This is a genomic window from Pseudofrankia coriaricola (genome assembly GCF_032027725.1).
In the GTDB taxonomy this organism is placed as follows: domain Bacteria; phylum Actinomycetota; class Actinomycetes; order Frankiales; family Frankiaceae; genus Pseudofrankia.
The window spans coordinates 440239-452701 of the sequence record NZ_JASNFO010000001.1 but is presented as its reverse complement, the minus strand read 5'-3'; the positions used below and the strand labels follow the sequence as shown (position 1 = coordinate 452701).

General features: G+C 71.4%; 13 protein-coding genes and 1 pseudogene. 9 read left to right on the top strand and 5 right to left on the bottom strand.

Annotated elements, in window-relative coordinates; genetic code table 11:
• The first annotated feature begins 80 nt into the window (after positions 1 to 80).
• The gene (locus QOZ89_RS01945; RefSeq protein ID WP_312622834.1) at positions 81 to 602 is read left to right on the top strand and encodes an NUDIX hydrolase; all 522 of its coding nucleotides are present in this window, start codon (positions 81 to 83) and stop codon (positions 600 to 602) included.
• A gap of 260 nt (positions 603 to 862) precedes the next feature.
• On the opposite strand, the gene uvrB is transcribed toward QOZ89_RS01945, so the two are convergent.
• Positions 863 to 2992 (bottom strand): excinuclease ABC subunit UvrB, encoded by a 2130-nt coding sequence (uvrB, locus tag QOZ89_RS01940; RefSeq protein WP_312622833.1) that lies wholly within the window; start codon positions 2990 to 2992, stop codon positions 863 to 865.
• 201 nt (positions 2993 to 3193) lie between these two features.
• Here uvrB and QOZ89_RS01935 point away from each other — a divergent pair, with 201 nt between their 5' ends.
• Positions 3194 to 4549 (top strand): peptidase M50, encoded by a 1356-nt coding sequence (locus QOZ89_RS01935; RefSeq protein WP_312622832.1) that lies wholly within the window; start codon positions 3194 to 3196, stop codon positions 4547 to 4549.
• 72 nt (positions 4550 to 4621) lie between these two features.
• Here the strand turns inward: QOZ89_RS01935 and QOZ89_RS01930 are convergent, their stop codons facing one another.
• Together QOZ89_RS01930 and QOZ89_RS01925 are read right to left on the bottom strand one after the other, a co-directional pair.
• On the bottom strand, positions 4622 to 5158 hold the full coding sequence (locus QOZ89_RS01930) for a helix-turn-helix transcriptional regulator (protein ID WP_241842187.1): 537 nt from the start codon (positions 5156 to 5158) through the stop codon (positions 4622 to 4624).
• A gap of 71 nt (positions 5159 to 5229) precedes the next feature.
• A pseudogene (locus QOZ89_RS01925) lies at positions 5230 to 5415 on the bottom strand (MBL fold metallo-hydrolase); the annotation flags it as partial.
• Between the two features lie 34 nt (positions 5416 to 5449).
• On the opposite strand from QOZ89_RS01925, the gene QOZ89_RS01920 reads away from it, so the two are divergent.
• Complete coding sequence (locus tag QOZ89_RS01920) at positions 5450 to 6880, top strand: recombinase family protein (RefSeq protein WP_312622831.1); 1431 nt, start codon at positions 5450 to 5452, stop codon at positions 6878 to 6880.
• On the opposite strand, the gene QOZ89_RS01915 is transcribed toward QOZ89_RS01920, so the two are convergent.
• Positions 6849 to 7466 (bottom strand): hypothetical protein, encoded by a 618-nt coding sequence (locus QOZ89_RS01915; RefSeq protein ID WP_312622830.1) that lies wholly within the window; start codon positions 7464 to 7466, stop codon positions 6849 to 6851. The two genes, QOZ89_RS01920 and QOZ89_RS01915, sit on opposite strands and share 32 nt — an antisense overlap.
• A 200-nt stretch (positions 7467 to 7666) precedes the next feature.
• On the opposite strand from QOZ89_RS01915, the gene QOZ89_RS01910 reads away from it, so the two are divergent.
• The 6 genes from QOZ89_RS01910 (at position 7667) to QOZ89_RS01885 (ending at position 11849) form a co-directional block, all read left to right on the top strand.
• Positions 7667 to 8041, top strand: coding sequence for a helix-turn-helix domain-containing protein (locus tag QOZ89_RS01910; protein WP_312622829.1), 375 nt, complete (start codon positions 7667 to 7669; stop codon positions 8039 to 8041).
• Entirely contained in the window at positions 8038 to 8235 is a 198-nt protein-coding gene (locus tag QOZ89_RS01905; RefSeq protein WP_312622828.1) for a hypothetical protein, read from the top strand. Before QOZ89_RS01910 ends, QOZ89_RS01905 begins: the two co-directional genes overlap by 4 nt.
• Before the next feature lie 162 nt (positions 8236 to 8397).
• A complete protein-coding gene (locus QOZ89_RS01900) occupies positions 8398 to 8700 on the top strand; it encodes a hypothetical protein (RefSeq protein ID WP_312622827.1) in 303 nt (100 codons plus the stop codon).
• Positions 8697 to 9008 carry a hypothetical protein gene (locus QOZ89_RS01895; protein ID WP_312622826.1) on the top strand — a complete coding sequence of 104 codons (312 nt, stop codon included), beginning with the start codon at positions 8697 to 8699 and terminating at the stop codon, positions 9006 to 9008. The genes QOZ89_RS01900 and QOZ89_RS01895 overlap by 4 nt, the downstream gene beginning before the upstream one ends.
• On the top strand, positions 9005 to 10189 hold the full coding sequence (locus tag QOZ89_RS01890; protein WP_312622825.1) for a bifunctional DNA primase/polymerase: 1185 nt from the start codon (positions 9005 to 9007) through the stop codon (positions 10187 to 10189). Before QOZ89_RS01895 ends, QOZ89_RS01890 begins: the two co-directional genes overlap by 4 nt.
• Positions 10179 to 11849, top strand: coding sequence for a DNA primase family protein (locus QOZ89_RS01885; RefSeq protein ID WP_312622824.1), 1671 nt, complete (start codon positions 10179 to 10181; stop codon positions 11847 to 11849). Before QOZ89_RS01890 ends, QOZ89_RS01885 begins: the two co-directional genes overlap by 11 nt.
• Positions 11850 to 12085: 236 nt before the next feature.
• On the opposite strand, the gene QOZ89_RS01880 is transcribed toward QOZ89_RS01885, so the two are convergent.
• Complete coding sequence (locus tag QOZ89_RS01880) at positions 12086 to 12298, bottom strand: hypothetical protein (protein ID WP_312622823.1); 213 nt, start codon at positions 12296 to 12298, stop codon at positions 12086 to 12088.
• Positions 12299 to 12463 lie beyond the last annotated feature (165 nt).

Here is a 12463-nt window from a genome sequence, read left to right as displayed (position 1 = left end):
GTCCTCGATCGCCACCAGGACGCGGTAGTGCATGATCGTAGAGGCGGCCTGGCCGGGCCGGGCACGGAGGGTGAGGGCAGATGACGGCGGCGGGCAGCCCGGCGGCGGATGAGGATCGGCGCCCGACGGTGCGGTCGCGACCGGGTCGGGGCCCGACCCGGCTGACCTGTCTCGGGCGGGAGGCCCGGCCGGCGTTCGAGGCCGTGACGAGCGCCTCGGTGGTCGCCGTCGACGACGACGGCCGGTTGGTGCTCGCGGAGCTCGCGCGCGGGCTCGACCTGCCCGGCGGGCACGTCCAGTGGCGCGACACGTCGCCCGAGGAGACGGCCCGCCGCGAGGCGCTCGAGGAGATCAGGGCCGAGCTGGGCGAGCTGACGCTGGTCGAGGTCATCGAGTCGGACTACTTCGGCCCGGACGACCTGACCTATATGATCATCTATGTCGCCCGGGTCCACCGCCTGCTCCCCTGGACGGGCGGTCACGAGTCGGCGGGCCGGGTCCTCCTGCCGCCCGCCGGGTTCCTGGCCGGATACCGCGGCACCCGGCCCGGCCTGATGCGCCACCTCGTCACGTCCGCCCTCGCCGCGCTGTCCGCCGGCTAGAGGGCCAAAGGGTGTGCGAAAATGATCTTCCTTCGCACACCCGGCGGCCGTTGTCCCCAGGATCACTAGAGGGCCAAAGGGTGTGCGAAAATGATCTTCCTTCGCACACCCGGCGGCCGTTGTCCCCAGGATCACTAACAGACCGGATCAGGAGACTCCCGGCGGCCACGACTGTCGCCGGGCCCATACCGGCCGCTCTCGGCCGGCTCGGCACGGAAGGTGCCGGCCGGGTCGACAGCGCCGCCGGTTCTGGGCCGCCGTCAGTCGACGCCGGCGGCGGTCATGCCGCGGAGCTCCTTCTTGAGCTCGGCGATCTCGTCGCGCAGGCGGGCGGCGAGCTCGAACTGGAGCTCCTTGGCGGCCTCGTGCATCTGGTCGTCGAGCTGGCGGATCAGGTTGGCCAGGTCGTGGCGGGGCATGCCGGCGAGCTCCGCGGCGTAGCGGCCGACGGCGTCCTGCCTGCCGGTGCGCGACTTCATGCCGGGCACCGGGGCCTTGCCCCGCGACTGCGCCCGGCCGCCGCCGTACAGCTCACCCTCGGCGTTCTCCCGGACCATGTCGTCGAGGATGTCGATGACCTTCTTGCGCAGTGGCTGCGGGTCGATGCCGTTCTTCTCGTTGTAAGCGACCTGCAGCGCGCGCCGGCGGTTCGTCTCCTCGATCGCGGTCCGCATCGAGGGGGTGATCTTGTCGGCGTACATGTGCACCTGGCCGGCGACGTTGCGGGCCGCGCGGCCGATCGTCTGGATCAGTGACCGCTCGGAACGCAGGAAGCCCTCCTTGTCGGCGTCCAGGATCGACACCAGCGACACCTCGGGCAGGTCGAGGCCCTCGCGCAGCAGGTTGATGCCGACCAGCACGTCGTAGTCGCCGCGACGCAGCTCCGTGAGCAGCTCCACCCGGCGCAGCGTGTCCACCTCGCTGTGCAGGTAGCGCACCCGGATGCCGAGCTCCAGCAGGTAGTCGGTGAGGTCCTCGGACATCTTCTTGGTGAGCGTGGTGACGAGGACCCGCTCGTCACGCTCCGCCCGCTGCCGGATCTCGTGGACGAGGTCGTCGATCTGGCCCTTCGTCGGCTTGAGGACGATCTCCGGGTCGATCAGCCCGGTCGGCCGGATGATCTGCTCGACGACACCGTCCGCGCACCCTAGTTCGTACGGGCCGGGTGTCGCCGACAGATAGACGGTCTGGCCGATGCGCTCCAGGAACTCCTCCCAGCGCAGCGGCCGGTTGTCCATCGCCGACGGCAGCCGGAAGCCGTGGTCGACCAGGTTGCGCTTCCGGGACATGTCGCCCTCGTACATGCCGCCGATCTGCGGCACCGTGTTGTGCGACTCGTCGATGACCAGCAGGAAGTCGTCGGGGAAGTAGTCGAGCAGCGTGTGCGGCGCGGTGCCGGCGGCGCGGCCGTCGATGTGGCGCGAGTAGTTCTCGATGCCGGAGCAGAACCCGACCTGGCGCATCATCTCGATGTCGTAGGTGGTCCGCATCCGCAGCCGCTGCGCCTCCAGCAGCTTGCCCTGCCCCTCCAGCGTCTCCAGCCGGGCGGCCAGCTCCTCCTCGATGCCGGCGATCGCCCGTTCCATCCGCTCGGGGCCCGCGACGTAGTGGGTCGCCGGGAAGACGTGGACCTGCTGCACCTCGCGGACGATCTCGCCGGTCAGCGGATGCAGGTACGAGAGCCGTTCGATCTCGTCGCCGAACAGCTCGATGCGCACCGCCAACTCTTCGTACACGGGGAACACCTCGACCGTGTCGCCGCGCACCCGGAACGTGCCGCGGGTGAACGCCAGGTCGTTGCGGGCGTACTGGACGTCGACGAGCCGGCGCAGCAGGATGTCGCGGTCGATCTCCTCGCCGACGGTCAGCCGGACCATCCGGTCGATGTACTCCTGCGGAGTCCCGAGGCCGTAGATGCAGCTCACGGAGGCGACGACGACCGTGTCCCGGCGGGTGAGCAGGCTCATCGTCGCCGAGTGGCGCAGCCGCTCGACCTCCTCGTTGATCGAGGAGTCCTTCTCGATGTAGGTGTCAGTCTGGGCGATATACGCCTCAGGCTGGTAGTAGTCGTAGTAAGAGACGAAGTACTCGACCGCGTTGTTGGGCAGCAGCTCGCGGAACTCGTTGGCCAGCTGGGCCGCGAGCGTCTTGTTCGGCGCCATCACCAACGTCGGGCGCTGTAGCTCCTCGATGAGCCACGCCGTCGTCGCGGACTTGCCGGTGCCGGTCGCGCCGAGCAGGACGACGTTCTTCTCGTCGGCTCTGATGCGCCGCGCCAGCTCCTTGATCGCCGCCGGCTGGTCGCCGGACGGCTGGTAGTCGGAGACGACCGTGAAGGGCGCGCTGGAGCGCTCCACGCTCAGGGTGGGGCGTTCGAACGTCGTGCTCATGTCTTCCAGAACACCACAAGGCTCCGACAAGTTTCCGAGGCGAGTGGCCGGATCCGTTGGAGGAACACATGATCCCTGGTACTGGAGGCGAGATCGCCGGTTCGGGCGGGAGGGCTAGGGGCACGACAGACGTTGAGTGAGCGTAGGGCAACAGCGCAGGGCAAATCTGCGCAGGCAACCTCGAAAGGAGCCGCAGGCGCAATGACCACCCATGACGCGGGCCGGGGCGGGCGGCTGCCCCGGATCACCGTGCGTCCGGGGCTGGCTGTCTCGGTCGCGGTCGTCACCGCGCTGCTCGGCTGGCTGACGCTGCCGGTCACCGTCCCGAACCGGACGGGGTCCGCGTACTTCAGTGCCGGCCTGCTGGGCGCTCTCCTGCTGCTGGCGATCCTGGTCGCCGCTGACCTGCTACGGTCCGTCGCGGCCCGGCGGGCCGGGCTCGACGTCCACGCGATCGTGCTCGGCGCGTTCGGCAGCCGGCTCGTGCTCGCCCGGCCGTCAGCGCCGGGCGGCTGGCACCGCCCCGACGACGAGATCGTCTGGGGAGTCCCCGCGGAGCCCTACCCGGCGGAGCCCTCCAGCGGCGCGCAGCGGCCGGGCACGCCGGCCGAGCCTCGCGAGGCGGCCGGCGGGAGCCAGCCCTGGCCGGGCGGGCTCGACCCGCGGGCGGACGCGGCCATCGCCCGCGCGGGCCTGCTGACAACGGGCCTGCTCGGCGCGGTCCTCGTGACGCTCGGCGCGCTCGCGCCCGGGGGGACGCTCGCCCTCGCCGCGCAGGTGGCGCTGTGGGTGGGGACGTTCATCCTGCTCATCACCCTGGTCGATCTGCTGCCGTCGCCCCGCACCCCGGGCGGGCGGATCCTGGCCGCGTTCGTGCTGCGCCGTACCGGAGACCCCCGCCGGGCCGAGGCGGTCGTCGCGCGGACCGGCGTCTTCATCGGGTGGACGATGATCGCCGCGGGTGTCGCCGCCTGCTTCCTCGTCGGGCTGATCGGGCTCTGGGCGGTGCTGCTGGGCTGGATGGCGCTGGGCACCTCCCGGCTGGCGCAGGCGCGCCAGCGCGCCGGCACCGCGCTCGAGGGCGTGTTCGTCCGCGATGTCATGCTCCCGCCGCCACCCCGGCTGTCGTCGTGGCAGACCGTGGACGAGGCCCTGCGCTCCGTCGCGGCGCCGGGGAGTGCGGTGTCCAGCGTGTTCACCGTGCATGACTTCGACGAGTCGCTGGCCGGGGTCGCGCTGGCGCGTGCCCTGGCCGCCGTGCCGCTCGACGACCGCGGCCTCGCCAGGGTGAGCCGGGTGACGATCCCCCTGTCCTCGGTCCCCACGGCGCGTCCCGACGAGCCGCTGACGATCGTCGCCCCCCGGCTCGCCAGCCGGCCCGCCGCCGGCTACGTCCTGGTCCTCGACGAGGAGCAGCCCGACGAGCGGGGACGTCCCCGGGTGGTCGGGCTGGTCGGGCCGGCGGAGATCCGCCGCGCGATCGAGACGGCCCCGCTGCGCGGCCGCACCGTGATCCCCTCCAGCTTCGGCCGCCCCAACCACCACCCCGGCCGCTGAGCCCGCCGCCCGGCGCCCGGCCACGGAGCCGGGCGCCGGGGCGCGCCGCGCCGGGGCGCGCCGGCCTCGGGCTCAGGCGCGGGGGCTGGGGGCCGGGTAGACGGAGAAGGCCACGCGGGGCTGGATGGGCGTGGTGGTGAGTTCGGCGCGCTCGATGCGGTCCCAGCGGAACCAGCGCGGCGCGTTCTTGTCCAGGCACCACGTCATCAGGTACCAGTTGCCGCGGGCATAGGCGAAGGCGTGCGGCTCGATCCGCCGGTGGCTCGGTTTCCCGGCCGCGTCGACGTAGTCGATGCTGACGGCGACCCCGTCGCGCATGGCGTCCTCGATGACCGGGGTGGCCGGCGTGCGCGGCAGCCCGTCGGGCCGGTTCCACGTCCGGGAGGCAAGCTCCGTGACCTTGTCGTGGCCCGCGGGGCCGAGCGCGGTGAGCACCTTGTGCAGCGCCTCCCGGGCGGCGTCGCTCGCCGGGCCCTGCGGCAGCGCGACCAGCGCCACCGCGGCGGCGGCGGCCTCGTCCTCGGTCAGCACGACCGGAAGCGGCTCAGCACCGGCCGCCGACGGCGCGGCGACGGCGGCCGCTCGCTCCTTCGACTTCTCCTTGCTCACATTGTCAGCCTGCCACGTTTGCGCACGTCGCAAGCCCAGGGCTCCCGACTTCACCCGACCTGCCGACCGCCCTACCAGCCGCGGGTGCGCCATTCGGCCAGGTGGGGGCGCTCGCGGCCAAGGGTGCTGTCCTTGCCGTGGCCCGGGTAGATCCAGGTGGTGTCCGGCAGTGGGCCGAAGACCTTCGTCTCCAGGCCGTCCATCAGGGAGGTGAAGGCGGCCGCGTCGTTGCGCGTGTTCCCCGGCCCGCCCGGGAAGCCGTAGGGACATAACCGGCTAACATCTCCGGTCATGGGCGACGACCCCGAACCGGCCCTCAACTACGGCCGCATCTCCGACGACCCCCTCGGCATCGACAAAGGCGTCGATGGCCAGCTCGCCGACGGCCGCGCGCTCGCCCCTCGCTACGCGCTGCGGATCGTCCAGGAGTTTCGCGACGACGACATCTCCGCCCTTCGAGGCGCGCACCGGCCCGGCTACGAAGCCCTCGTCGCGGCGATCAGCGCCGGCACCGCCAAGGTCATCATCGTCTACCAGACGTCCCGGCTATGGAGGAACCGCGAAGAGCGCGCCGCCGCGATCGGACTGTTCGGCCGCCACGGTGTTCGGATCATCGCTACGAAGGGGCCGCATCTCGACCTGTCGACCGCCTCCGGCCGTGGACTTACCGGCCTGCTCGGAGAGTTCGACACCATGGAATCGGAGATCAAGTCCGAGCGGGTGACGTCGGAGGCGGCGCGGCGCGCGGCCGAAGGACGGGCGAACGGGATGGTCGCTTACGGGTGGGCACGCGAGTACCTGACCGACGACCGCGGCCGGCGGGTCGGCTGGCAGGACGTCGAGCACCCCGAGCAGGCCGGGACCGTCCGCTGGATCGTCGACCGCCTGCTCGCCGGCGTCTCGCTCAAGGCCGTCACCGCCGACCTCAACGCCCGCGAGGTGGTCGCCCCCGGCGGGAAGGCATGGTTGCCGTCCGGGGTCCGCAAGGTGGCGCTGCGCCCCGCGAACGTGGCCCGGCGGATCTACCGGGGCGAGGACGTCGGGCCGGCGGCATGGCCTGCGATCGTCGACCCGGCAGACCACGCCCAGGTCGTCGCCCTGCTCGGCGATCCTGGCCGTGTGACATCCCGGTCGGGCGCGCGGCGCCACATGCTGACGTATGCGGCCGAGATCGCGGTGTGCGGTGCGTGCGGGGCGGAACTGCGGGTTGGCAAGGTCGGTCGCTACGTCCTGTACCAGTGCATCAAGGGCTGCGTCGGCAGGAATCAGGCGAGGGTCGACGACCTCGTGGACCTGGTCGTCATCGAGCGGTTCAGCCGGCCGGACGCCGCCGCCCTGTTCGTGCGCAACGACGACGGGGCACGCGCCGCACAGAAGGAGCTCGCGCGACTGCGCGCGAAGCTCGCGACCGCGACGGATGACTACAACGCCGATCTGATCGACCGGGAGCAGTTCATCCGGATTACCGCGGACCTGCGACCCAAGATCGAGAAGGCCGAAGCGGAGGCCCGGCGAACCGTGCCCGGCGTCGGTGCCGAGGTGATCCGGCGGCTGATCGACGATCCGGAGGTGACCTGGCTCGACATCGACGACCAGGCCCAGAGGCACGCCGTCCTCCGGAGCATCGGGCTATTCGTCCGCATCCTGTCGACCCGGCAGGGCAAGGGGTTTGACCCGCGGTCGGTCGAGGTCACGTGGCCGGAGGACCGGGCTCGCCCGTGACCTCGCCGCCGGTCCGGGCGGCACGGACTCGGGCCTCCGACCGATCCACGGCCCGAGACACGACGGCCGACAATTCGGCGAACCTGGCGTCGGACGGCGGCACGGACAACGCTTCTCCCGCCTCCGCGATCAGGAGCCGGGTCATGCTGCCCCGCTTGGCGCGCAGCGTCTTCGACGTCATCGCCGATGTGTCGCCGAGTCGTCGGTCACGCTCGTCTTCCAGGGGACGGCCCCAGAGGTATTCGGCGATGCCGTGGGCCGCCTCCGGCGTGGTGTTGTAGGCCCGCGCGAGCTGGAGTGAGCGGGTCTCCCCGTCGGTGAGCGGGCGTGGCTGGAGATGGAACCCGTGCGCGGGTAGATGCGGGAGCCCGGGCGGGCGCCCCGTCCCATGCCGGACGCGGGAGTCGTCGTCGGGTGCGTCGCCGTCGGCACGACGGGGTAGCCGGTCGCCGCGCAGCGCCCGCCGCAGGTCGTCGCGGGTGACCGTGACGGTGTCGCTGACGCGAATCTCGCCGGGGCCGTCGAACCAGTGGCCGAGCGGGACGTCGTAGGCCATCGACAGCCCGACGAGGTCCCGGAGCGTCATGGTCTCGCGCCGCCCGTTCTCGATGGTGGCGACGGTGTCCTTATTCCAAGGCAGTCCATGGCGCCGCAAAAAGTCTGCACATGCCGCCTGGGACTGTCCGCGCAGCGTGCGGAGCCGCCGGAGCGCCTCGCCGACCACGACGCCTTCGGGCAGAGCTTGGACCAGATCCACCGTTCCGATTCTGACATCATCGAGAGATCTTGGACGACGTCCAACATCATCGTCAAACGGCCTCGGCCAGCTTGGCAACATCATCGGTGGTGTTATCCATGCTAACAGGCATGATCGCGGGCATCTGGAATTTGACGCGCGGCTGCACAGCGATCACACTCTCATTCATGCAGATGGCCACAGACCATGAGCACGGGTCGCGCCTCCGTGCATGGCGGCTCACGCGTGGATGGCGCCTGGCCGACGTCGCAGACCTGACTGGCTACTCGATCTCGATGATCTCGCTCGTCGAGCGCGGGCAACGCAACCTCTCCGCCGCCGACAAGGTGCGGATCGCACAGGCGCTCCGCTGCCGCGTCTCGGACCTCTTCGACATCGGCGCTGGCGACGGGCAAGCCGCGTGACCGCCCGCCGGGAGTGGAGTCGCGAGGAGCTGCGGGCCTATGCCCGCGAGATTGCCGCGAAGGCGCCGCCGTTTACGCCGGCTCAGATCGTCAGGCTGCGGCGCCTGCTGGGCACCGACGGTCCTGGCCCGGCGCTCGCTGTGCGTATCCGGCCCGCCGAGCGGCCTCCCGAGGACATCATTTCGGCCGCCTAGCGGCCCAGCAACACAACCCGGCCGGGAGTGCCGCCACACCTCCGCGCCGCAGACAGCAGCACCCCCGTGCCCGGCCTCACCAGCCGGTGACGGGCCCCAAACAGCAAGGCAGCCGGCCCCCGCCAGGGAACCGGCTGCCCAGAATCAGGGAGCCATCCGACTATGGCCACCACCGATCCACCACCGGGTGCCAGTCTGCCAGACCGGGCGGGTGCAAGGCCACCGCGCCGGCCGGAATCGCGCCTACCGCGGCCAGTCGGGCGGCACGCTCGCATCGAGCTGTCCGACTGCGAGATCGCGGTCTTCGCCCCCTACAGCAATGACCTGCGGGACGCCATGCGCTCCCTGGGCGCCCACTGGTCGCCCGCGCATTGGAGCGTCGACCGCACCCATATGGCCGAGGCGCTCGAATTGGTCGGCGAGCTGCACCCGACGACCGTCGTCGACGCGCGGGGCGCCGCGTGAGCGGCCAACCCGCCGCGCTCACCTGCGCGGCATGTCGCGCGCCGGTCGACCTCGCCCCGCCGTCGTGGCGCATGGCGATCGTCGAGGCGGACGGCTCCGACCGGTTGCACGGCTGCACAGCTGGCCCGACCGCCGTGGTCGGCGTTACGGACGGCGTCCTCGAGGTCGTTCCAACCCACTCGGCCCTCGACCAGGCGCTTGATGCGCTGCGCGGACGTCTCATTGGCCCGGCCGGGGCGCTGCGCGCCGTGGTCGGTGGCCTGCTCGCCGCGGGGATTGTGCCCGTCGTCGCCAGGGAGGGATCGTGACGGGCGGCCTCTCGGCGCGGGGCGCTGCCGCGCTCGACTACGCCGCGCACGGGTGGCCCGTCCTGCCCCTGCGATGGATCCAGGACGGCCGGTGCTCCTGCGACCACGGCGCGGGGTGCTACGCCGACAGCCCTGGCAAGCACCCGATCCGGGAGGCCGCCCCCAGAGGCCTGACGGACGCGACGAACGCGCCGGACGTCGTCGGCGCGTGGTGGAGCCGCTGGCCGCTGGCGAACATCGGCCTGCGTACTGGCGTCGTCGCCGACGTCCTCGACGCTGACGGTCCGGACGGACATGCCGGGCTGGCCGCCCTCGTTGACGAGGGCAGGATGCCGCCAGTCACCTGGCGCATCGCCGAGACGGGCCGCGCTGGTGGACTGCATCTCTACCTCCCGCCGACCGGCGACGGGAACCATACCGGTGGTAAATCGGGCTGGCCTCCGCACCTCGACTACCGGGGTCGCGGCGGGTACGTCCTCGCGCCGCCGTCCAACCACCTGTCCGGCCGGATATACCAGTGGCGCGACGGCCTGGCGCTCCCCGAGCTCGACACCGCCACAGGACGACCGGAGATCGCAGCCCGGATGCCGTGGGAACCCGCGGCGCCCGTTGTCGCTCGGCCCGTGAATCCCCCGCGCCGCACGTCGCTACCGCCGACGGGCACCACCACCGACGGCACGCCTTACGGCCGCGCGGCCCTGGCCGACGAGGCGGCCACTCTGCGCTCCACCTCGCCCGGTGCCCGCAACGTCCAGCTCTTCGAGAGCGCACTGAAGCTCGGCCGCCATGTGGCGGCCGGCAACCTCAGCGAGGATGCGGTTCGCCGCGAGCTGGCCGCCGCCGTCGACTCGTTCGGCGACTGGTCGTCAGGGTCCCGCTCGTTCGAGGGCACGTACGAGTCCGGGCTCCGTAAGGGGATGACCGATCCGCGACCGGCGCCGGAGCGCCCGTTTGACCCACCGGCGGCTGATGTCGACGAGCTGGCCCGGTTCGTCCGCGCCGGTGGACCACCCGAGAAGGTCGGCGGGCGGTTGGTCTCCGCCGTACGCCGGCTCGGTGACCGGGATAGCGACGTGAAAGCCCTCATCGGAGTAGCCGCGCAGGCAGGCATGCCAGTACGCGACGCCGTGGGGGCTGCGGTGTACGCGATACGGAACCCGAGGGCGGCCCGTGTCCACTGACCGTCACAGCCTGGCCGAGGAAATCGACTCGGCTTTCGACGAGCGGATGCGGGAGACCGAACCCCCACCACCTGTCGAGCTGGACGTCGACGGCGCTATCGCCGCCCTGAAGGGCATCGACTGCGACGACCTGGAGCGCGCCAAGGCGGTGCGTGCGCACGTGAACCTGCTTGGCCGCCACCAGGTGGACGCCCTCGTCATGGCCGAGCACCGCGATGCCCTCGACAATGCCGGACTGATCACGCGGGCTGCGTTCAACGAGATGTTCCGCGCGGGCAAGGCGAGGGCGCGCCAGGAGATCGCAGGCCAGCCCAAACGCGCCAGGGTGACCGCCTGCCCCGTCATCGACCCCGACGAGGGACTCCTGGCCGACCAGGCGGCCCGCATGGTGATGGACGCCGGCCCGCTCCGATGGGGCGCCGACGGCGAGTTCTGGGCCTACACCGGCGGTGTCTGGGCGTCGGGAAGGGACGAGGTTCACGCCAGGGTGGTCGACCTGCTCGGCGATCGGTTCCGCCTCTCGCACGAGACGAACATCCGGGCGGTGATCCAACGGCATGTGCCGCGGATCAGCTGCGAGCCGACGCCCGAGGTCATCAACTTCAGCAACGGCCTGCTCGACTGGCGGACCGGGGAACTCCTGCGCCACACGCCGGACATCCCAACGACGGTGCAGCTCACCGTGCCATGGGACCCCGGTGCCAGGTGCCCGACCTTCCGCGACTTCGCGGCCGACGTCGTCCCCGCCGACGACCTGGGGCGTATGTGGGAAGTCATCGGCTACCTGCTGATGTCCGGAAACCCTCTACACAAGGCGTTCATGCTGACCGGCAGCGGCAGGAACGGGAAGGGCGCCTGGCTCCGGACCGTCGGCGCGCTCCTTGGTCGCGGCAACATCGCGTCGGTCTCGCTGCGGGCGCTCTCCGAGAACAAGTACGCCGCGGCCGAGCTGTACGGCCGGCTCGCCAACATCGTCGGGGATATTGACGCCGCCTTCATCGAGGACACCGGCAAGATCAAGGAGATCACCGGCGAAGACCAGATCATGGCCGAGCGGAAGTGGGGGCAGCCCTTCACGTTCACCGCCTGGTGCTCGATGGTGTTCAGCGCGAACGAGATCCCCGGCTCGGCCGACGGCTCGACCGGCTGGACCGAGCGGTGGCAGGTGCTGCCCTTCCCGAAGTACATCGGCGACCGGGTGAACCCGGGACTCGAGCCGCGGATGCAGTCGTCCGCCGAGCTCGCGGGCATCGCGGCGGCGGCGGTGCCCGCGCTTCGCTCCTTGATGGAGCGGCGGACCTTCGCCGTGACGGAAAGCGGGCAGGCCGCGAAGGACGAGTTCGAGCGCAAGTCCAACCCCGTGAAGGCCTGGCTCGACGAGCGCACCAACCGCGACGAGGGCGCGTGGACGGCGCGGGCGACCGCCTATGAGAACTACCGCGAATGGACGGACGAGAACGGCCTCAAGCCGTTGTCACGGCCGAAGTTCCTAGCCCGCATCCGGCAGGCGAACTACGCGGAGACCAAGCGCCAGGGCACGTACGGCCTCCTCGCCCTGGAGCTCATCGGCGGGCGTGGCTATGGCGTGGCCCCGCCCCCGGCGGACCGAGGCGAACCTGCCCCGGTGCTGCCCCTTGGGGGACGGGGGGCAGCCGCGTGATTGGCGACGACTCGTCGGCGATGCCCCTTGGGGGCATCAGTCGGGGGCACCAGGGGGCAGAAGGGGCATCGTTTCTCTATTTTGCACGCGCGAGGCAAGAAAATCGGGTGCAGAACGGTGCAAATGCGGACATAAAGTCAAGATCGCATATCTTGCAAGAGCCTCGTACGGGGGGAAGTAGGCAAGTAGTGCCCCCGGTGCCCCCTGGTGCCCCTGCAGCATCGGCCCCCACCTCACTACCCGCCGACGTCGAGGCCGCCATCGCCAAGCGGGTAGCGGAGCAGATCGCCTCCGCTCGCCGGCGAGTGGAGGACCGCCGCGCGCTCTACGCCGAGAAGAACCGCCGCCGGGATGCCGGGTTGGAGCGCAGGCACGCCGAGAAGCTCGCCCGCCTCGCCGCCCAGGCACGCGACCGCCGGGCCGCCGGGCCGGTCCGTCGTGCAGGTCACCGGGGTGCGTCGTGACCACCCGTCCCGGTACGCCATCGCCAGGCTTCGCGCCCTGCTCGCGCTGCGGCGAGAACCACCTGCTCCGCGCCGACGGCAACGTCGGCTGGCATCGCGTCGGCGGCAGCACCTCGTGCCCCGGTGAGGGCAAGCCGCCCCGGCAGCCTC

Coding starts and splice junctions, on each gene's coding strand:
- QOZ89_RS01900 (WP_312622827.1), top strand. CDS start 8,398: ATGGCCACCACCGATCCACCACCGGGTGCCAGTCTGCCAGACCGGGCG.
- QOZ89_RS01920 (WP_312622831.1), top strand. CDS start 5,450: ATGGGCGACGACCCCGAACCGGCCCTCAACTACGGCCGCATCTCCGAC.
- QOZ89_RS01915 (WP_312622830.1), bottom strand. CDS start 7,466: ATGACGCTCCGGGACCTCGTCGGGCTGTCGATGGCCTACGACGTCCCG.
- QOZ89_RS01935 (WP_312622832.1), top strand. CDS start 3,194: ATGACCACCCATGACGCGGGCCGGGGCGGGCGGCTGCCCCGGATCACC.
- QOZ89_RS01945 (WP_312622834.1), top strand. CDS start 81: ATGACGGCGGCGGGCAGCCCGGCGGCGGATGAGGATCGGCGCCCGACG.
- uvrB (WP_312622833.1), bottom strand. CDS start 2,992: ATGAGCACGACGTTCGAACGCCCCACCCTGAGCGTGGAGCGCTCCAGC.